Genomic DNA, 19753 nt, shown 5'->3' with positions numbered 1-19753 from the left:
CGAACTCAGAAGTGAAACCTCTTAGCGCTGATGGTAGTGTGGCACTTGCCATGTGAGAGTAAGTCATCGCCAGCTTTTAAATAATAAACACCCCCATTCGAAAGAGTGGGGGTGTTTTTTTATTGTCTTAAGCTAACATCCTTGCATAAGAGTTATGTTATTGTCCTAGTAATCTGCTATTGCTTCTAATGTTGAATAGCTTTAAAAAATACAGAAAAGCAAGATCAAATATCTAGAATTATTCGCGAATGGATATCGGATGACCCTGAAGGTGAGCTAATTAGATGAAATGATGGAATGCCTTAAGCAGCAAAATCTAAAATAATTCTATGTTGTTCGCATGTTTGCTAAATGAGGGCTAAGCGCTCCATTACAATAAATATTTCTACTTTTGCTAGTTTTTTGAACAGATAAGTCAGATGAAAGGCTTTTTCCTTATATGCGTAAACATTGCTTTATGTTATAAATAATTTTATAGGCATGTTTTTTGCTTATTTAAATAAAAGGAAAGACTATGAAATTATCTGTTGGATTGAAAGTTGCGAACAGTTTATCGTTGACTCCTCAATTGCAACAGGCCATACGTCTTTTACAGCTTTCAAGTTTGGAACTTGAACAAGAAATTCAAATCCAATTAGACAGTAACCCATTGCTAGAAAAAATAGAAGACATGGGCACAACAGAAAGTCTTTCCTCACTAGAAACAAAAGAAACTGGGGACTTAACGACAGAACTTAATGCCGATCATCTTCCGAATGATTTACCCGTAGATACTGAATGGGATGATATTTATACTCATCAATCAACTGCTTTGGCCTCACCAGAATATGAAGAAAGAGAAGACAATCGCCAAGCACAAATGAGTCTGAAAGAGCATATCCTAGATCAAGTCAATCTCTTGCATTTTTCGACAGTTGATAAATTGATTGCATATTGCATTGTCGATTCCTTGGATGATAAAGGATTTTTGGATGCAGAATTAGAGGATATTCTGCTGGCTGTGTCTCGGTTATTACAAGAAATGGAGAGTGATGAAGAGGTTGAAGAAGATGAAATTATTGTTGTTTTAAAGCATATTCAACGTTTAGATCCGATTGGTGTTGGATCAAGAAGCTTAGCAGAATGCTTAAAAATTCAACTTGAAGCTTTTGATGAAAAAACATCTTATCTCGCTGAGGCGAAAAATTTATTGAAATATTATGAGTTATTGATTTCAAATGACCTGAATAAGTTATTAAAACAAACGGGTTTATCTAAAGAGCAATTGAAAAGTGCAGTTGATTTACTTAAAACATTAAAGCCATATCCTGGTCTAGAGTTTAATCAGCAAGATTCTGAGTATCAGGTTCCTGATGTTGTTGTTTCAAAGAAAGACTTGCATTGGCAGGTTCAACTCAATCCAGATATTCTGCCTAAATTGCGGATTAATTCGTTTTATTCTGGAATGATCCGTCGTGCAGATCAAAGCGATGATAACGTGTATTTGCGCAATCAAATGCTGGAAGCAAAGAACTTTATCAAGAGTATTGATGAACGCCATAAAACATTGTTAAAAGTGGCAACCTGTATTGTTGAGCATCAGCGTGCTTTTTTAGAGCAGGGACCTGAAGCGATGAAGCCTTTGGTGCTTCGTGATGTAGCAGAAGAAGTTGAGTTACACGAGTCGACTGTCTCACGAGTAACGACCAATAAATATATGCTGACGCCACGTGGTTTGTTTGAATTGAAATATTTCTTTTCAAGTCATGTTGGAACGACAACCGGTGGTGAAGCTTCATCGACTGCGATCCGCGCCATGATCAAGAAACTGGTTTCCAATGAAAATCCACGTAAGCCTTTGTCAGATAATGCAATTGCAGAAATGCTGAAGAATGAAGGCATTGAGGTGGCTCGACGCACCGTGGCGAAATATCGTGAATCGTTACATATTCCTTCATCATCTGAAAGAAAAGTCTTGATCTAAATTTTAAGGTGTGACTATTCTATTGGTTCATTATTACGGAATAATGAATTTTTTTATAGTCACTAGAGGAATCGCTGAAATGATTTAATGGATGTTAAACCACTGATATGCATTAAATTTGCTTGAGCGATTGTCTTGTATCCTGAGAAAAAAGGTGAGGGATAGAATTATGCAAATAACGATTCGTGGACACCACTTAACTATTACACCAGCTATTGAAGAAAATATAAAAGAAAAGTTTAGTCAAATGACCAAGCATCTTGATCAGGTCAATAGCATGCAAATCAAACTGGCTAAAGATCATCAAATTGATAAACGTTCACACAAGGGAAGTGCAAACCATATTGCAGAAGCAATTATTCGTTTGCCGGGGGTAGAACTGTTTGCACAGGCGACAGCCGATGATATGTATACTTCGATTAGAAAACTCACAGATAAATTAAAACGTCAGCTTGCGAAACATCGAAAAATTCAATGTTCTTATCAGCATGAACTGGCACTTTTAAGTTAGTTTTTCATTTTAAAAGAGGCTTTTAATCGAGCCTCTTTTTTTATTGATAAAAAAAGAAACTGCTTACTGAATTATGTGAAAGAGTTATAGTAAAATAGCTCGTTTTACACCAATGGTTGTATAAGAGGTCTTGAAATGAATAGTGAGCAGCTCACGCAAATTTTAAAAGAAGCTTTCCCTGAAGCAGAAGTCGTAGTGAGCGGACAAGCTGGAAAATTTGACCTTCGTATTGTTGATGATCAGTTTGAAGGTAAACGTACCGTTGCTCGTCAACAAGCGGTTTATGCACCTCTAAATTCTTATATCGCGAGTGGCGCAGTTCACGCTGTTACCATTCGTGCAATGACAAAAGACGAATGGCGTAAAGCAAGCCTTTTCGGAGCTTAAATATTAATGGATAAGTTTTTAATTACGGGCGGTGTTAAGCTCGAGGGTGAAGTACGCATTTCTGGTGCAAAAAATGCAGCTCTACCTTTACTTGCAGCAATGATTTTGGCTGACTCTCCGATTACGCTGACCAATGTTCCAAATCTAAAAGATGTAAACACATTAGTGAAATTGATTGCTGGTCTTGGTGTGACGATAAGTTATGAAGGTGAAACGGTTTGTGCTGATGTTTCTACCTTAGATAATCAGTTTGCGCCTTATGAACTGGTGAAGACCATGCGCGCATCTATTTTAGTGCTTGGTCCATTATTGGCACGTTATGGTAATGCCAAAGTATCATTACCTGGTGGTTGTGCGATTGGCTCACGTCCAGTGGATCAACACTTAAAAGCTTTAGAAGCTTTGGGTGCACAGATTGAAGTTGAAAATGGTTATGTGCATGCTTCAGTAGATGGTCGTTTAAAGGGTGGCGAAGTTGTTTTTGATATGGTCACTGTTGGCGGTACTGAAAACATCCTGATGGCTGCGGCACTAGCGGATGGTGTAACCACGATTCGTAATGCAGCACGTGAACCAGAGATCACTGATCTTGCGCAAATGTTGATTAAAATGGGCGCCAAGATTGAAGGGATTGATACGGATACTCTGGTTGTTACTGGTGTTGAAAGCTTACATGGCTGTGAATATGCGGTGGTTGCCGATCGTATTGAAACAGGTTCATATTTAGCTGCCGCTGCTATTACTGGTGGACGAGTGAAGACCACGCATACGGACCCAGCATTGCTAGAAGCAGTCTTGGATAAGTTTGAAGAAATGGGTGCAGAAGTGACCCGTGGGGATGACTGGATTGAATTGGATATGCAAGGTAAGCGTCCAAAAGCAGTGAGCTTTAGAACATTGCCACATCCTGAATTTCCAACTGATATGCAAGCGCAAATCATGGCAGTCAATGCGATTGGTCGTGGTTTTGCAACAATTTCAGAAACAATCTTTGAAAATCGTTTTATGCATGTCCCAGAACTTTCACGTATGGGTGCAAATATTCAAGTGGAAGGTCATGATGCGGTCGTAACTGGCGTTGAAAAGCTTCAGGCAGCACCTGTGATGGCCACTGATTTACGTGCATCATTCTCATTGGTTCTCGCGGCATTAGTAGCAGAAGGTGAAACTCTGGTTGATCGTATCTACCATATTGACCGTGGCTATGAACAGATTGAAGAAAAATTGCAAAGTTTAGGTGCTCAGATTAAGCGAGTAAAAGGATGAATGACTTAAGAAACGATGATCCAAATTTTGACGTAATGGGCAATTTTGATCATGGTTTAACTTTAGCACTCAGTAAAGGTCGTATCTTAAAGGAAACATTACCCTTACTTGAAAATGCAGGTATCAACCTACTGGAAGATCCTGATAAATCACGTAAATTAATTTTTCCGACCACACATAAGAAAGTACGTATCTTGATTTTACGTGCTTCTGATGTGCCGACTTACGTCGAAAATGGTGCAGCAGATTTTGGTGTGGCAGGTAAAGATGTGTTGATGGAACATGGCGCACAACATGTTTATGAATTGCTTGACCTAAAAATTGCCAATTGTAAGTTGATGACAGCGGGTAAAGTTGGAATGGAGCGTCCGAAAGGTCGTTTAAAAATTGCAACCAAGTACGTGAATCTAACGCGCCAATACTATGCAAGCTTAGGCGAGCAAGTGGATGTGATTAAGCTTTATGGTTCAATGGAGCTTGCCCCTTTGGTTGGGTTAGGTGATTACATTGTCGATGTGGTCGATACAGGTAATACTTTACGTGCCAATGGTTTAGAGCCATTAGAAGAAATTTGCAAAGTTTCTTCACGCCTGATTGTGAATAAAGCCAGCTTTAAGCGTAAGCAAGCCGTGTTAAATCCGATTTTAACTCAGCTTGAAGAGGCTGTGAAATCACGTTCAGCATGATTTTGTATGATGATAAAAAAACCGTTCTTCTGAGCGGTTTTTTTATCGCTTGAGTTTATGGAGAGGTGGAAATACCAGCCTTTAAGATTTGGGTTTATATTGGAAGGGTTGATGGTTTGGAGACGAGTAATAACCATGAAAAATCCCTTACAACCTAAACAAGAATCTATTTTAAACTACAAGCACAATCTATTCCTTGCATCGAATGGTCGCCGCATATTGAATCGGTTGATGAAGTGATCACTCGTTCCGCTGAAACTATTGCTAAACGGGCGATTGCATGTCTGATCATGATTCAGATTGCGTGTGATTTAAATCATCAGCAATTTGATGAGGAAGCTAAAAACTTTATGGTTGATTTACTACATAAATTTGAAGTATTTGATCAACTTACCTCTAAAGAACGGAATATTTTAAATCAAGAGGCTTCTCAACAAGAGATTGTGAACATGATTTGGAAATATGAGCCTTACTGGGTGTTACTTTGGGCATTAGGCATTGTTAAAGAACTACATTATCCAGATACAATTGCCGATTGTGATTTTGCAGTGCAAGTGGTCTCTGTGTGTGGCTCATTTGATGAGTTTATGCAGCAAATTGAATTAAGAAGTATCGATGAAATTTTAGATCAGGCGGATCTGATCTATCGCTATGATTGTGCATGTGTAGATGCCCGCTTAAAACAACAGAACGCGCCTGAAAATTTAAATGCTTCGGTTGTTGTCGAGCGCCATGGCGCTTTAAATTGGCTGATACAACGCGATGGAGACTGGGATCATCCTAATTAAATACATAAAAATTAAAATATTTCAGCCTAAAAATGATTTTTCCTATTAAAGCAGTTAGAAATGCTGGTGTTATCTTGTCCACAAATTGGATGAAAAAGAGTAAACTTAGCGCTCTCTTATTCGCCTTGTGGGTAAATTGATGCGACGTTTATCGACTCAGGATCAGAACTTTAAACAGATTTTTGCTGAACTCTTAGCATTTGAAACTGTGAATGATCCTCAATTAGTACAAACTGTGGACCAGATCATTGCTGATGTTCGTCAGCATGGTGATAAACATGTACTTAAATTAACGCAGCAGTTCGATCGACATCCAGCGCATCAATTCTCTGATTTAGAACTGACCCAAGCCCAACTGAAAACTGCATTTGAAGGCTTAAGCACTGAAATTCGTGAAGCTTTGGAATTAGCTGCAAAACGCATTCGATCTTTCCACCAAGCACAAAAGCAAGAAGGCTGGACATATGTGGATGAACTCGGTAATACCTTAGGTCAGAAAGTTACACCGCTTGATCGCGTGGGGATTTATGTGCCCGGTGGCTTAGCGTCATATCCATCATCGGTGTTAATGAATGCTTTGCCAGCACATGTAGCGGGTGTTCCTGAAATCATTATGGTGGTTCCAGCCCCGAATGGTGAGTTGAATCCATTGGTGTTAGCTGCTGCCTATTTGGCAGGGGTAAGCCGTGTATTTACTATTGGTGGAGCACAAGCCGTTGCAGCATTGGCTTATGGAACAGAAACCATTCCTGCGGTCGATAAAATCACAGGACCAGGTAACCGCTTTGTAGCAGCTGCGAAGCGTTCTGTTTTTGGACAGGTCGGGATTGATATGATTGCAGGGCCTTCGGAAATTTTAGTCTATGCCGAAGGTGAAAATAATGCTGAATGGTTAGCCATGGATGTCTTGTCTCAAGCAGAGCATGACACCGTTGCGCAAGCCATTTTCATTACCCCAGATGAAACGCTGTTAAATGCAGTTGAAGCTGCAATTGAAAAGCATTTAAGTGAATTGCCAAAAGCAGAAATTGCACGAACGTCGATTCAAAATCGTGGTGCATTGGTATTGGTCAAAGATCGCGCAGAAGCGATTGAGTTGATTAATCAGGTTGCACCAGAGCACTTAGAACTTTGCATTGATGAAGCTGAATTAATGAGCCAAGAGATTCGTCATGCGGGCGCAATCTTTATGGGACGTTATACACCAGAAGCCATTGGTGATTATTGTGCAGGCCCCAACCATGTTTTGCCGACATCGGGTACAGCACGATTTTCTTCACCACTTGGTGTTTATGATTTCCAGAAGCGTTCAAGCCTGATTATGTGCTCTGAAGAGGGCGTGAAGAGCTTGGCAAAGGCAGCGGATGTTCTTGCGGTACAAGAAAATCTTGATGCTCATGCACGTTCAGCCCGTTATCGTTACCAATAACTGATTCAAAGATTGATAGGGGCTGGTTAGCCCCTTTTTTAGGATACATGAGAGTAGAACAATGACGTTTACAACAGAACAAATGCGTTTTTGGAGTCCTGAAGTTCGTGAATTAGAGCCTTATGTGCCGGGTGAGCAACCTAAAATTCAGAACTTGCTCAAACTAAATACCAACGAAAATCCATATCCACCATCGCCAAAAGTTGTGGCAGCGGTTGAAGCGGTTTTGGCTAATCAAGCAGATGCGCTACGTCTTTATCCAGATCCTGATGCAACGGCACTCAAGCAGGCGATTGCAGTACAGCAACAGGTGGATATCAGCCAAGTCTTTGTGGGCAATGGTTCTGATGAGGTGTTGGCGCATATTTTTAAAGCCTTTTTTATTCAAAAAGAGCCGATTCTTTATCCAGATATTACCTATAGTTTTTATCCTGTTTATAGCCAGTTTTTTGCAACGCAAACCAAGCAGATTCCATTGAATGACAAGTTCGAAATTGATGTATCGGATTATGCACAGGAAAATGGTGGGATCATCATTACTAATCCGAATGCGCCAACCAGTATTGCATTAGGATTAGCGCAGATTGAGCAGGTGCTTAAAGCTAATCCTGATCGCGTGGTAGTGATTGATGAAGCCTACGTCGATTTTGGTGCAGAATCAGCAGTACAATTGGTCAATCGATACGAAAACTTGGTGGTTTGTCAAACGACATCGAAATCTCGTTCATTGGCGGGTTTACGGGTTGGTTTTGCGATTGCGCAAGCACATTTGATTGCTGCACTTGAAGCAGTGAAGAATAGTTTTAACTCTTACCCAATGGATCGTTTCGCGATTGCAGCAGCTGTCGCATCATTTGAGGACCAAGCTTATTTTGAAGCGCAATGTCAAAAAGTAATTGCGAGTCGAGAACAATTGGTAAGTAGTCTTGCAGATTTAGGCTTCGAGGTTTTGCCATCCAAAGCCAATTTTATCTTTGCGACGCATCCACAACATGATGCGGCACAACTTGCCCAACAACTGCGTGAACAGGGCATAATTGTTCGTTACTTCAACAAACCACGCATCAATCAATTCTTACGTATTACGATTGGCACCGATGAACAAAACCAACGTTTGGTGGATACACTGAAAACAAAAATTCTGTAAATCTGTATTGAGCCTTATTGTTCAGAACTCTGCCATGTATTGAGTAAATCAAGCATGGCAGAAATTTTATCAAAGCATTCTTGATATTCGGCTTCTGCATCAGAGGCGATGGTAATCCCACCACCAGCCCACATCGATAATTGATTTTGGTATTGCTGAATACTGCGAATCAAAATATTCCAACAACCCGTTCCATCAAAATTAAAATAACCCAAACTACCACAATAGGCACCACGTGGTGCGCCTTCAAGTTCTTCGATAATCTGCATCGCCCGGATTTTGGGTGCACCTGTAATCGAGCCACCCGGAAGTGCCGATAACAACATTTGCATCGGGTTAATCTCGGGTTTTAAAGTCGCGGTAATTTCACTGACCATGTGATGGACTTGATTAAAACTCTCAATTTCAAAGAGTTTGGTGGTATTGACCGATCCTGTTTCTGCATAGACACTCAAATCATTACGTAGAAGATCTACAATCATGACATTTTCAGCTTGGTCTTTTTTAGAATGGCTGAGTTTATCTTTGGAAATTTTGTCTTGCTCAGGATCAGCAAAACGGGGCATGGTTCCCTTAATTGGGCGTGTTTTTATTTTTCGATTCGTTTGAAACTCAATAAACAGTTCAGGCGAGCAGCTGAGTAATTCGAAATCATTTATTTTGAGATAACCTGCATAAGGTGCATGGGTCAGATCCCATAAATCTTGTGCACGGCTTAAAAGTGAGCCTTGTGTCTGAGCGACAAACTCTTGGGTTAAGTTAATTTGATAGCAATCTCCTGCCTTGATGTACTCTTGAACTTGATCAAATGCACTGCGATATTGTTGTTTGGTCCAGCGCGGCTGACATAGTTTATTTAAAGAAAGCAGGGGCAGTTGTTTGGAGGTGTTTATCAAATTAATAAGGTATTGGTAGATGCTTTTAGCCTGATTTTCATCACTGTAAAAATACCAAGCCTCATTTTCGTATTTTAGAAAGCTAGAATATTGACCTAAGAAAAAACTTGGCTGTGAATGCATATCAATGTTGACAAACTGGTCTGCGCTATAGTCATAACTAAAGAAACCAATATAGCCACCCTGAAATCCAGAAGTATTCCCAGAAGATGAGGTGTGGTGAAATTTAGAAAATTCTGAAAGGGACGTAGTTATTGAGGTGGTTTGATATTGATTGATCTGTGTTTGTTGAAATTGTTGAAGCCTAGCGTGCTGAAAAACTAAAAACTCTTTGGGTAAAAATGCAATAACAGGCATATTTTGGTCATGTAAGTAAACCAATCCGGTTAAATCATATAGTCGGGACAGAAGATCAAATGCAGAAGTGAGTTGCGTGTTAAGCTTTTGTTGAAAATAAGACATAAAAACGGAAATACTTGCATATACATTTGGAAAGAAGAATTGTACTACATTCAAAAAAATGTGACTGGCTTTTATCAAGTCATTCGGTGCAAAGTGAATGGTGTTTCAATAGAGTTAGGGGATTGTATTCATACTTGGATTAAAGTTGATGGGCTGTGGATTGAACCCGAGCGTAGTAACCCATTTTGTTAACAGTTTTGTGCTCAAGATCAGAACTGGATGACTGAAGTTATAAGACACATCATGTTTGTTGTTAATGTGGATCATGTATAAATTATCAATTTATACATGTGCTTATAGATTAAAAAAAGAAAATTGCCGAATTGAGCGTTTTATATGCCGTTTATCGGGTAGTAGTTAAAAAGCAATTAACAGGAGTTGAACATAAAATAACAAACGGGTAATTTAGTAATTGCTAAGCGAACTACTCAAGGATTGGAAGTTCTAGTTGTCATTTAATAATAAAACGACCGTGGACAGTTTAGAGTAGTGTAAGTCAAAAAATAAATGCTCTTGGGAGAGTGCTCAATGAAAATGTTTGCTAAACTAGCTTTAGTTTCTTCAATGGCGATTAGCGCAAATGCAATGGCTATGCAGTCAATGGATGATGCTGCACTAAGCGCTGCAACAGGTCAAGATGGTATTAACATTGGTCTAGGTGTTACATCTGTAACGATCGATAAATTATTAATTCATGATAATGATGGTTATGCGAACAACGGTGCAGCAGCAGGTACTATTGGTTCTGGTGGTACAGGTACAGCGGGTGCGATTGTTGTAAACAACGTGGCAATTACACCAAATATGGATGCATTATTGCCTTCTCATAATTTGGCTGATTTAAAAATTGATACAGATGCGGGCACTACAGCAACAGGTGGTGCGTTCCTTAATGTGGCAGCGAAAGTATCTGGTTTGAATATCAATGTTGGTAAAATTGAAGTGGCGGCTTCAGGCACAGCAGGTACAACTAATATTCAACGTGGTACGACTGGTACGGCAAATGAAATCTTATCTGGTTTGACTTTAAAAACCGGTACGATGGATGCAAATATTCAGTTAGGTGCTGCTCCTCAAGGTGCAATGATCATGTTGAATACGACCATGACTGGCGGTTTGGAAATTACTAACCTCGGTATCAAAGATAAATCAACAATTGGTCAAACTACTTTATCTGGTGTTGCAAGTACACTTGCTGGTGAAATCCACTTAGACAGCATTAAGGTTGCTGATAATGGTGGTACTGACATGACTGTTAAAGCGAATGTTAGTGTTGTTGGTGAAAGTACTGCTGGTGCTAAAGACGGATACTTAAGAATCGTTAGCCAATCTCCAGCAAATGGTTCAGATATTTATATTAAAGGTGTTCATTTAGGTAGTGCTAATGCAGGTTCAATTGGTGATGTAGAAATTCAAGGTTTGAAAACTACATATTCTGGTGGTAACGGTGCAGCAATTACGATTTCTGGTCACTAATCAGTTCTCAAACAAAAAAAGCGCTTTTGCGCTTTTTTTGTTTTTAATACCTTAGTTTTTTTCAAAAATACAGGAAAATATATCCAATAAAGACTGTATCGACCTAACTGCCACAGTTGTTATTTTATGCCTATAGTTCAATCATTTTTGCCTGAGAATATCATGCTTATCTCGTGTTTAAAAAGAGAGAAGAAAAGAATTCTTTGTTATAGAATTGTTTGCTTGAAACGTTAAACTGTTTAATCGTAGAGCTAATTATAAAAAAAATAACATTTCGTCAAAAAAAACCAAAAAAAAGATGTATGTTTTTAGAAAAAAAGGTATCTTCAATTTGCAGGGATGTAGTGTCAGTAGACACTGAAAATAAAATGAATAAGGCAAGTGTTGCCATTGTTAGAAAAAGAGACTTATGTTAGAGATCGCTTTAGGCTCGGCATTGATGTATTACTTTACAACGCAAGCCTTTGAAATAGAAAAAAAACCAGAGGGGACTGTGTATTACACAGAAACCTTGGACTCTCGTTATCCTTCTTTCACTCGTAATCACCGTGAATCGGTTGTCATTAAACCAGCAATAGAAGAGCAATTTCGTGGGATTGTACGCCAAGCCTATGATTATAGCTGTGGATCTGCTGCATTGACGACCTTATTAAATGGCTATGGTGGTTTGCGACTGACTGAACAACAAACCATGAGTGGTCTGCTGCAATATGGGGAATATCAACGAATTATTGAGCGCCGTAGTTTCTCCTTGTTAGATATGAAACGTTTTGTCTCAGCTTTAGGAATTAATAGTGGTGGATATCGGGGGGAGTTTTCTGATCTTATTTCATTAAAACAGCCAGCGATTGTTCCTATTACTTATGCTGGATTTAAACATTTTGTAGTATATAAAGCATATAAAGATGGAAGGGTTTATGTGGCTGATCCTGCCTTAGGCAATATCAGCTTTGATGAAACTCGATTTAAAGAAATATGGGATAACAATACTTTATTTATTGTAGATATTCCTCAGCAATACCAAAAGAGTTTATTGGCTTTACAAGATGCGGATATGCGTCATGTTGAGGATGCCACAGTAAACCGATATGCACTTGCTGAGATTCAATTTCCTACACAGAAATTTGAACGAATTGCGGATAAAGCTTCAACCATGCGTCGAGTGTTGGATTCTGATCCAAAATCTGCAACTTATAATCAGCCGATAACCACCTATATGCGCTTATATTACAAGCGGAAGTAAGTTTAGAAAAATCAGTAAAATTAATGTAATAGGATGTAAAAGTAAAATGAATGGTACATGGATGAATATGAGTGTGTTGGCCTTAAGTTTAAGTGCAATCACATCAACACTTTATGCAGCAGAGCAACAGCCCTCTGTGGATGCTCAAATTGAGCAGTCTGAATCAGCAACAGAGGCTAAAAATACTGCTGCTGAAAACTCAACAGCTCAAGTGGGGGCGACGGCTGCTGTTACGGGGAATAGTCAAGCAGATCAGGCAGCGAATGCATTACAGAAAAAAGAAAGTGATGCAACCCAAGAAACAAATTTACAAGAAGTCTTTACCTCAAATGAACGTCAGTACTCGTTAATTAAAAAAGGTGTTTTTTCATCTTATTATGACTTGGATTATACCTATTATCGCGATAGCCGCCTTGATCTGGCAATGAATGATAGTAATAGTTCATTATCAAGATTACGGGTAGAAGAAGATGCCAACCATACCTTGACCAATACCTTTACGGTTCAATATGGTTTATTAGACAATGTTACTTTATCTGCATCATTGCCTTTTGTTGCAAAAAAAGACTTATTAAAAGATCAGACAACCGCAGGTCTTGGGGATATTAATTTTGGTGCGCGTTGGGAACCATTTCCATTAAAGCAAGGCCGCTTGCCATTGGTCTTATTTGGTAGCCTTTCGACCAAAACGGGGGATAGTCCTTACGATGTTGGAATGGATGAACTATCTACAGGTAAGGGATATTACTCAGTTGGTGCTGGGGCAAGTACACGTAAATATATTGACCCAGTTGTATTATTTGCTTCAGTTTCAACAAGTTATGGTTTTAAAGAGTCTGGTTTAAATCAACAGCGCGGTGCTAACATAAATACTGGTAGCCCTCGTATTCTCGAAAGTTTTGATCCTGGGCTTAGTGGTGGATTTTCTTTCGGATTTGCATACTCCTTTAACTATGACGTGTCTTTAACTATGTCATATCAACAAAGCTTTAATACTGGTGCAAAGTTCTATTTCAGTGAGGGAGAAAGCTATAAATCAGCAGACCAAAGTAGTGCCATGTTGTCATTTGCTTTGGGGGTACGTGTTTCACCTGAAACTATTGTCAATGGTACGGTTGGTATTGGTTTAACTGAAGATGCACCAGATGTATCACTGGGCTTGTCTTTCCCGGTTGATATTATCGGTTTTGGTAAAAAAGTCCGTTAAGGAGATATAATAATGGTGAAAAGCCTTAGATTATGTCCATTAACGATAGCAATTTTTTTTGCGGGACTATCAAGTGCGACACATGCACAACTTGGACAAGATTTATCCGTAGATTTACGTTCTTTGGCATTGGGGAATGCCGTAACTGCTGACCCACCTGGTATTAGTGCTGTTCACTTTAACCCAGCAGCACTTGCCAAGCTGGATGGACTACAAACAGATGTACAAGGGATTCTCGCTAATTTTGCAATTAAGCGGGATTATTCAGCGCCAGCAGGTTATAACGTTTTTGGTTATTCTGATGATCCACTTGTTTGTAATGACGGACCTGAAGTTGATTCAAATATTTGTACCAATTTTAAAGGTACTGTAAGTGGTGATGTCGAATATGCCAGTATTTATGTGCCTATTCTAAAGAAAATTGTTGATTTAGGTCCTAACTCTCCTTTGGTTGCTCCAACCGCTGGTATTTCTTATAAGCCGCCAGGCTCAAAAGTGACGTATGCGACAGCTGTATATGCCCCGCTTGTCGCTGGATTCGGAGCAGAAGATGGTAACCCGAGTAACTATATGGGACAACAGGTTGCATTAGAACGGATTACTTATTTATCACCATCTTTTGGTTATCAGGTGAATGATAATCTATATCTAGGCGCATCTTTCGGGATGTCTTACCAAGCTATTGCGCTGAAAACAGATTTACGTTTCCCTAATGAATTAATTGGCGTTCTTCGTATGGTTGATGAAGTCGTTTGTGGGCCATTTAAACAAAACGGGGACATTATTACCGATCTTTTACTGTTCGGTATGTGTAATGCGAAGGAGGGAATGAACCCATTCAATAAAGTTGGTGCTTTAGATGTCTCTTTAGAGCAGTCTCTAAGTCCAAGTTATAACTTGGGTTTACTGTGGGAACCAACGGATGATTTTAGTTTTGGTATGGTTTATCAAAGTGAAGCTAAAATGCGTCTGCATGGCAAATATCTCATCAATGTCGCGAATGCGCCACGAGAGTTAATTGCAGGTCTCAACTCATCTGCAACAGGACAAATTCTCGCTGCAATTTTAGGTTTTCCTGGTTATGCACCTGCTGTTGAGTCTGGCTTATTAGCAATGGATTTTAAGTATCCACAGCATTTCAAAGCAGGGATCAAATATAAAATATTACCTGACTTACAAATGAACTTTGATTTGGGTTGGACTGACTTCTCGGCTTGGGATAAATTCAAATTTGAATTTGATCGGCAGATTTCCTTATTAAAAGTTGCCAAATTACTTTCTGCCGATGTGACAGATCGTTCATTGTCCTTGCCATTAAAATTCCAATCTTCTTGGCGTTGGGGAATTGGGTTTGAGTACTCGGCAACAGACCGTCTGAAATTACGGATGGGCTATGAGCCACGTACGAGCTCTATTCCAGATGATAAGCGAAATACGATGGTGCCAATTAACAATGCGCAATTGTTTGGTTTAGGTGTCGGTTATCGTTTCGATCAAGATACTGACTTGGATTTATCAATTGGTTTCTTGCGTAGTCGTGATGATATTCCGGCAAATACCAGTAGTTTATCCAATAAAACAGGGGTAGATAATCTCTTGCTAAACCCGTATGCGGGCTTAAATGTGAAAACAAATACCAAAGTCACTTTACTTGGGATTAATTACAGAACAAGATGGTAATGAAAAAGAAAAGTACTCAACATCAGACACTTGCAATTTCATTATTTTGCTTAATGATGGCAAGTGTCTCAGGCGTTTATGCAGATGGCTTCTATACGATTATTGGACCCGATGGTCGTCCAATGGTAGTGCCGATGAAAATTGGGAAAAAAGAATTAGAGCCAAATAAGCAGAAGCAGGAACTTCGTACTGAAAAAGCCCCAGCGTCAGTTATCGATCATTCAAATAAAACCAAGCCTGTTGTCGAACCAGTTCAACAGAAGAAAACCGAATCTTCTCATTCATCTGATCTAGGACAGAATCCATCCAAGATAACTAAAAATATTGACGTTACGGAGCCAGTGATCACAATAGCTGAGCCTAAAATAGAATCAAGTCTTCCTGCTAAAGTGATCAACAAGGATTCAGAAAAAGTTGTTTCGAAGACTGACGAAAAATCAAAAGCTAATCGGACACCTTCAAATGTGTTGACGGTAGAAAAGCCAATAGTCGACAAGAAATCAGCGATTATAGAAAAAGCTGCTTTGACTCAGGGCGCTTCCAATGACGTCATTTCATCTACTGGGTTTAGTCAGGTAGATGGTGTTAAGTATGTCAATAGTGAATATTTAGAAAACCAAGAGTTTAATTTAGATGGTAAAAAGCGTTTCTATACCATGCCTGATGGTACGGGGCGTTTGGAAACCATTGAACGGAAAAAGGGCGTGAGCCGTTCGGTTTTGGATAAATTGCTCAATCATTCACAACAGTCAACAGCACCGATTGCATTGGCAGAAACTTATGTGCGTTTATCCAGTGAAGATTTAAAATCTGCATTTGAGAATGACCGCTGTTTTATTGATGGCTATAAAAAATCGATTAAAACACTTAAGCCGAATAAAGATGTAGGGCTTTGGCCACGTAAACCACTGAAAGAAAAATTTGAATATGAGTTGGTCAAAATCGACCCCGCTATTCAATATATGCAGATAGACTCATATTCTTCAAACAGTGAAAAACCAGTCTATTATTGGCCACTCGTTGTATTTTTGGACGAAAAAGGCTGTATTGAAGAAGGCGTAAGTGGATTTAAGAGTACGAAAACGGTTGCGACGGTATTACAACATTCTGCGATTCAAGGTGTGATAAAAGTACCTCAGGGTGCTCATTACATAATGATGACACCGTTAGCATCTGCAGTTGATGTCTCTGAGCCTGAACTCTCAAATCAAGGACAGTTAAAAATTTCTGTTTTACAGTAAGCATGGATAGGATTAATCAATGATGAACAAAAAGATATTATTACCATTTGCTTTTTCAGCATTGGCTATTTTTTTACATGGATGTGGTAGTGAAAGCGCGAAGATCAACGAAGATCCAACAAAAGGCACGATAGGCGTTACCTCAAATACCAGTTGCAGTATTAGTGCAACAGACTGCTTGCAATTTGTATTGGATTACCCAGTAGCAGGTCTAAATTTTGATTGTAGCAGTGATAAAGTCAATCATTTTGCGACGAAACTGGATAGCAACATCGTTACTGGGGCTTGTAAATTAGGTGATACTGTTAGTTTTTATTTACAGGGTGCAGAGAGTTCAAGAAAAATCAGTTTGGGCACCATTCAATTAGATAAAATCACTAAAACAAAAGTGGCTGGAGTACCTGCACGAATTCGGATTGTTGATCTTGCGATGGGACTGACAGGCCAAACACCTGCTAGTTTAAGTATGAGCGACGATACCATAAGAGTAGCGATGGCTTTGGTGAAAATTTTCCAGAGTCAAAGTATTGCTGATGATACGAATACGATTGGTGACGTACAACCGATTGAATTCACGCCTGAAAAGAAAAATACGCTTTCTAGTATAAGTGGCGATATTGGTGCTACAGAATTAAAGAACGGTGCTTATGCGGGGATTCTCAAACCATGGCTGGATGTCAGTAAAATCAGTGATGAACAAGCATTTGCAGTGGTTACTCAATTACTGAATTTAAGTAATATGGGAGTTTGGTATGCCGAATTACCTATTTTTAAAGCAGGAAGTAATGGAGCGGTTGTTGAGGTTCCTAATGAGGGAAGTGGTGTATTTCCTGATGGGCTGTTTGGATGTAATAGAGACCTGTATACAGACTGTCTTAATACTAAAGATGGTAAAGGTGCAAATTTATTACACTCGATGGGGCGGTTTGAGCTATTGACTGATCGTCAGGGATATATCATTGGTTCTGGCCAACAGTGGCGTGGTAGCCCAGTGATTAACAATAATATTGTATCTCCACCGATAGTGTTGCTTGGTACGACTAAACCTGACAAGCTGCAAATCAAAGCGCAAAATCAATGGTTTAACTTGATTAATCAGGAAATTAACCCAAATCAGCCGTTACGCTTCACATTAAATAGTAATGCAGCTGAAGATGTGTTAATGACGCAAGGGAAATTGATTAACGGTACCAATATTGCGAGTACCGAAGCGGTCTACCGACAGTTGATGAAATTTAAATCTACAGATCCATTTAATAATGCAAAAGATCTAGGCGCGTGGCAGCAAAATGTTGCAGGTGTGAATTATAAAGGGGTAACGGATGTATTTAAGGTCAACCCAGCCAGCTATTTACCAAAAGATGTCTTTACCACAGAAGCTAATGTTCGGTCTGGGCAACGTTATGCTTTCCCTCTCTATGCAACGCTGACCTTTAAATTTCAGGATACGACTATTGCACCAGTGGATTTAGGTATTGTGATTGATGAGCATGGTGATATTCGTACTGACATTAAAAAAGATGCAACAGCAACGGATATGTCTGGAAACTGCGCCAAAGCAGAGCCACAACCAGATGGTAGCTTGCTTGATGAATATGGTGTAACACAGTATCGGATAGGTACGACAGGTGGAGCACTTTATTCAGCCAATGATAAATCGATTACGGTACGGATGATTTTTGCAAATTCAAGATTTGGTGCGATTGATGGGGTATTACTTGGTTTGAATTTTACCTCTTTAAATGGCCAAAATAATATTAGTGGTGCAAAAATCAATGTGCATAATTTATTGAATGGTCAGGCCACAGGAATTAACTTGACCAACTTCTCCAACAATACAGTGTCTTGGTTGAATAATTCTGCTTTATATATGACATCTTATATCAATGCTTATGATAAAGAGGGAACAGATAAGAGCAAATTTGTTGAACCAACAGCTCAAGAACGTGCATTTGCAAAAGGTTATCAAGGAACCGCCAGTATCCGTATTGCAGATCAAAAAATTCCAGCATGTAATGCCATTAAGATTAAGTCTTAATTGAGGCAATAAAAAAGACCGCATCTGCGGTCTTTTTTATTTTAACCCGTATGATCAAGTCGGGTTCCGAGTGTTTCTAAATGGGGTGGAAAGAGTCCGGTCTTGCGGTCAGCAAAATAATGTCGAAGCGTCTGCTCCACACTTGGGAAAGCCAGTTCTGTCCATGGGATTTCATGCTCTTCGAATAGACGGCATTCAATGCTTTCTTCACCTGCACCAAATAAACCTTGTTTTAAATGAGCCTTAAATAATACATAGATCTGTCCAATACGCGGGATATTGTACATACAGTACAATTGTTCGATCTCTACTTCGGCTTCTGCCTCCTCACGGGTTTCACGGGCGGCACCTTGTTCCATGGTTTCAAATAATTCCATATAACCTGCGGGCAAGGTCCAAAGGCCATAGCGAGGTTCAATTGCACGGCGACAAAGTAAAACTTTGTCATCCCAAAGAGCCAATGCGCCGCAAATCACTTTTGGGTTTTCGTAGTGAATGTTGCCACAATGAGTGCAGACAAGTCGTGATTTATGATCACCTAGTGGAATTTTTGCTTCAGTTTGATGTCCACATACAACGCAAAAGCTCATAATTATCATCAGCCGTAGAGATGACTCAGCATAACTGAATTTTGATGACTTCGCATCATGATCTATGATTGCAGTTAAAAATTCGGCTATGATGCTAATTAAGGAATAAGAGAAAAAGAGATGAGTCATATGGAAGAACCATCGTTAATACAGCTTTTACAACAACGGTTGCGTTTTTCCAAACGAATCCAGCAGGCAGATGCCGCTGTTTTGATTGCGATTACCCACGAGCCCCAGCCGAAGGTTTTACTGACACGCCGTTCGATGCAATTATCTCAACATGCGGGTGAGGTCTCTTTTCCTGGTGGGAAAAGAGACCCGAGTGACACCAGTAATATTGTGGTCGCCTTACGTGAGGCACAAGAGGAAACCGCACTGAATCCGTTTGATGTCAAACTATTGGGCGATTTGCCAATCCAGCGTGCCCGCAGTGGTTTGTCTGTTAAACCGATCGTGGGATTAATACCTGCTCAAGTGGATTTAATTGCTCAGCCGACCGAAATTGACCGAATTTTCTTTGCACCTTTGCAAGAGCTGATTGATGCTCCACCTTTGCCTTATGAAGTGCGTTTAGCTCGACAGTCGCTTTATTTTCCGAGTATGCAGGTCGAAAGTGAAATTGTCTGGGGATTGACGGCCCGCATGCTGATTTCTTTATTCCAATACGGGTTGGGCTATCAAAAACACTGGCCGTTTTTGGTGAATCCACCACATTTTGGTTTATCTAAGTTTTAATCTTTAAG

At 39.6% G+C, this 19753-nt stretch carries 16 protein-coding genes and 1 pseudogene; 15 read left to right on the top strand and 2 right to left on the bottom strand.

Annotated features, from left to right (window positions below; translation table 11 throughout):
* The first annotated feature begins 514 nt into the window (after positions 1 to 514).
* From F895_RS14220 to hisC, 8 genes and pseudogenes are all read left to right on the top strand, one after another.
* Positions 515 to 1963, top strand: a complete 1449-nt coding sequence (locus F895_RS14220) for an RNA polymerase factor sigma-54 (protein WP_005239574.1) — start codon at positions 515 to 517, stop codon at positions 1961 to 1963.
* 169 nt (positions 1964 to 2132) lie between these two features.
* Positions 2133 to 2474: a ribosome hibernation-promoting factor, HPF/YfiA family gene (gene hpf, locus F895_RS14225; RefSeq protein WP_004655596.1), complete on the top strand. Its 342-nt coding sequence runs from the start codon at positions 2133 to 2135 to the stop codon at positions 2472 to 2474.
* Positions 2475 to 2609: 135 nt separating this feature from the next.
* Positions 2610 to 2861, top strand: coding sequence for a BolA family iron metabolism protein IbaG (gene ibaG, locus F895_RS14230; protein WP_005239571.1), 252 nt, complete (start codon positions 2610 to 2612; stop codon positions 2859 to 2861).
* Positions 2862 to 2867: 6 nt separating this feature from the next.
* The gene (murA, locus tag F895_RS14235; RefSeq protein ID WP_005239569.1) at positions 2868 to 4127 is read left to right on the top strand and encodes a UDP-N-acetylglucosamine 1-carboxyvinyltransferase; all 1260 of its coding nucleotides are present in this window, start codon (positions 2868 to 2870) and stop codon (positions 4125 to 4127) included.
* A complete protein-coding gene (gene hisG / locus F895_RS14240) occupies positions 4124 to 4813 on the top strand; it encodes an ATP phosphoribosyltransferase (RefSeq protein WP_005239568.1) in 690 nt (229 codons plus the stop codon). Before murA ends, hisG begins: the two co-directional genes overlap by 4 nt.
* A 135-nt stretch (positions 4814 to 4948) precedes the next feature.
* Positions 4949 to 5601 (top strand): annotated as a pseudogene (locus tag F895_RS14245) (DUF4272 domain-containing protein).
* Between the two features lie 139 nt (positions 5602 to 5740).
* Positions 5741 to 7030: a histidinol dehydrogenase gene (gene hisD, locus F895_RS14250; protein ID WP_005239559.1), complete on the top strand. Its 1290-nt coding sequence runs from the start codon at positions 5741 to 5743 to the stop codon at positions 7028 to 7030.
* Positions 7031 to 7091: 61 nt separating this feature from the next.
* Positions 7092 to 8177, top strand: a complete 1086-nt coding sequence (hisC, locus tag F895_RS14255; RefSeq protein WP_005239558.1) for a histidinol-phosphate transaminase — start codon at positions 7092 to 7094, stop codon at positions 8175 to 8177.
* A 14-nt stretch (positions 8178 to 8191) separates the two neighbouring features.
* Here the strand turns inward: hisC and F895_RS14260 are convergent, their stop codons facing one another.
* Positions 8192 to 9535 (bottom strand): anthranilate synthase component I family protein, encoded by a 1344-nt coding sequence (locus F895_RS14260; RefSeq protein WP_005239557.1) that lies wholly within the window; start codon positions 9533 to 9535, stop codon positions 8192 to 8194.
* Positions 9536 to 10063: 528 nt separating this feature from the next.
* Between F895_RS14260 and F895_RS14265 the strand changes: the two genes are divergently transcribed.
* The 6 genes from F895_RS14265 to F895_RS14290 all read left to right on the top strand — a co-directional run bounded on the left by F895_RS14265 (position 10064) and on the right by F895_RS14290 (position 18420).
* The gene (locus tag F895_RS14265; protein ID WP_005239556.1) at positions 10064 to 11011 is read left to right on the top strand and encodes a putative pilus system protein FilA; all 948 of its coding nucleotides are present in this window, start codon (positions 10064 to 10066) and stop codon (positions 11009 to 11011) included.
* A 409-nt stretch (positions 11012 to 11420) separates the two neighbouring features.
* Entirely contained in the window at positions 11421 to 12254 is an 834-nt protein-coding gene (locus F895_RS14270) for a putative pilus system C39 family peptidase FilB (protein ID WP_005239555.1), read from the top strand.
* A gap of 46 nt (positions 12255 to 12300) precedes the next feature.
* The gene (locus F895_RS14275) at positions 12301 to 13461 is read left to right on the top strand and encodes a putative pilus system protein FilC (protein WP_005239554.1); all 1161 of its coding nucleotides are present in this window, start codon (positions 12301 to 12303) and stop codon (positions 13459 to 13461) included.
* Positions 13462 to 13476: 15 nt separating this feature from the next.
* The gene (locus F895_RS14280) at positions 13477 to 15141 is read left to right on the top strand and encodes a putative pilus system OmpP1/FadL family transporter FilD (RefSeq protein WP_010590100.1); all 1665 of its coding nucleotides are present in this window, start codon (positions 13477 to 13479) and stop codon (positions 15139 to 15141) included.
* Entirely contained in the window at positions 15141 to 16382 is a 1242-nt protein-coding gene (gene filE / locus F895_RS14285) for a putative pilus assembly protein FilE (protein ID WP_005239552.1), read from the top strand. The genes F895_RS14280 and filE overlap by 1 nt, the downstream gene beginning before the upstream one ends.
* A gap of 19 nt (positions 16383 to 16401) precedes the next feature.
* Positions 16402 to 18420: a putative pilus system protein FilF gene (locus tag F895_RS14290; protein ID WP_005239551.1), complete on the top strand. Its 2019-nt coding sequence runs from the start codon at positions 16402 to 16404 to the stop codon at positions 18418 to 18420.
* Positions 18421 to 18461: 41 nt separating this feature from the next.
* Here the strand turns inward: F895_RS14290 and F895_RS14295 are convergent, their stop codons facing one another.
* Positions 18462 to 19010: an NUDIX hydrolase gene (locus F895_RS14295; RefSeq protein WP_010590103.1), complete on the bottom strand. Its 549-nt coding sequence runs from the start codon at positions 19008 to 19010 to the stop codon at positions 18462 to 18464.
* A gap of 120 nt (positions 19011 to 19130) precedes the next feature.
* Between F895_RS14295 and F895_RS14300 the strand changes: the two genes are divergently transcribed.
* On the top strand, positions 19131 to 19745 hold the full coding sequence (locus tag F895_RS14300) for a CoA pyrophosphatase (RefSeq protein WP_010590104.1): 615 nt from the start codon (positions 19131 to 19133) through the stop codon (positions 19743 to 19745).
* The last annotated feature ends 8 nt before the right edge of the window (positions 19746 to 19753 follow it).

The organism is Acinetobacter sp. CIP 64.2 (genome assembly GCF_000369645.1).
In the GTDB taxonomy this organism is placed as follows: Bacteria; Pseudomonadota; Gammaproteobacteria; order Pseudomonadales; family Moraxellaceae; genus Acinetobacter.
Note: the sequence above shows the minus strand (reverse complement) of the source record. Positions and strands in the feature narration are given on the sequence as shown.

Coding starts and splice junctions, on each gene's coding strand:
- F895_RS14265 (WP_005239556.1), top strand. CDS start 10,064: ATGAAAATGTTTGCTAAACTAGCTTTAGTTTCTTCAATGGCGATTAGC.
- hisG (WP_005239568.1), top strand. CDS start 4,124: ATGAATGACTTAAGAAACGATGATCCAAATTTTGACGTAATGGGCAAT.
- F895_RS14300 (WP_010590104.1), top strand. CDS start 19,131: ATGAGTCATATGGAAGAACCATCGTTAATACAGCTTTTACAACAACGG.
- filE (WP_005239552.1), top strand. CDS start 15,141: ATGAAAAAGAAAAGTACTCAACATCAGACACTTGCAATTTCATTATTT.
- F895_RS14295 (WP_010590103.1), bottom strand. CDS start 19,010: ATGAGCTTTTGCGTTGTATGTGGACATCAAACTGAAGCAAAAATTCCA.
- F895_RS14260 (WP_005239557.1), bottom strand. CDS start 9,535: ATGTCTTATTTTCAACAAAAGCTTAACACGCAACTCACTTCTGCATTT.
- ibaG (WP_005239571.1), top strand. CDS start 2,610: ATGAATAGTGAGCAGCTCACGCAAATTTTAAAAGAAGCTTTCCCTGAA.
- hpf (WP_004655596.1), top strand. CDS start 2,133: ATGCAAATAACGATTCGTGGACACCACTTAACTATTACACCAGCTATT.
- F895_RS14290 (WP_005239551.1), top strand. CDS start 16,402: ATGATGAACAAAAAGATATTATTACCATTTGCTTTTTCAGCATTGGCT.
- F895_RS14275 (WP_005239554.1), top strand. CDS start 12,301: ATGAATGGTACATGGATGAATATGAGTGTGTTGGCCTTAAGTTTAAGT.
- murA (WP_005239569.1), top strand. CDS start 2,868: ATGGATAAGTTTTTAATTACGGGCGGTGTTAAGCTCGAGGGTGAAGTA.
- F895_RS14220 (WP_005239574.1), top strand. CDS start 515: ATGAAATTATCTGTTGGATTGAAAGTTGCGAACAGTTTATCGTTGACT.
- hisC (WP_005239558.1), top strand. CDS start 7,092: ATGACGTTTACAACAGAACAAATGCGTTTTTGGAGTCCTGAAGTTCGT.
- F895_RS14270 (WP_005239555.1), top strand. CDS start 11,421: ATGTTAGAGATCGCTTTAGGCTCGGCATTGATGTATTACTTTACAACG.
- hisD (WP_005239559.1), top strand. CDS start 5,741: ATGCGACGTTTATCGACTCAGGATCAGAACTTTAAACAGATTTTTGCT.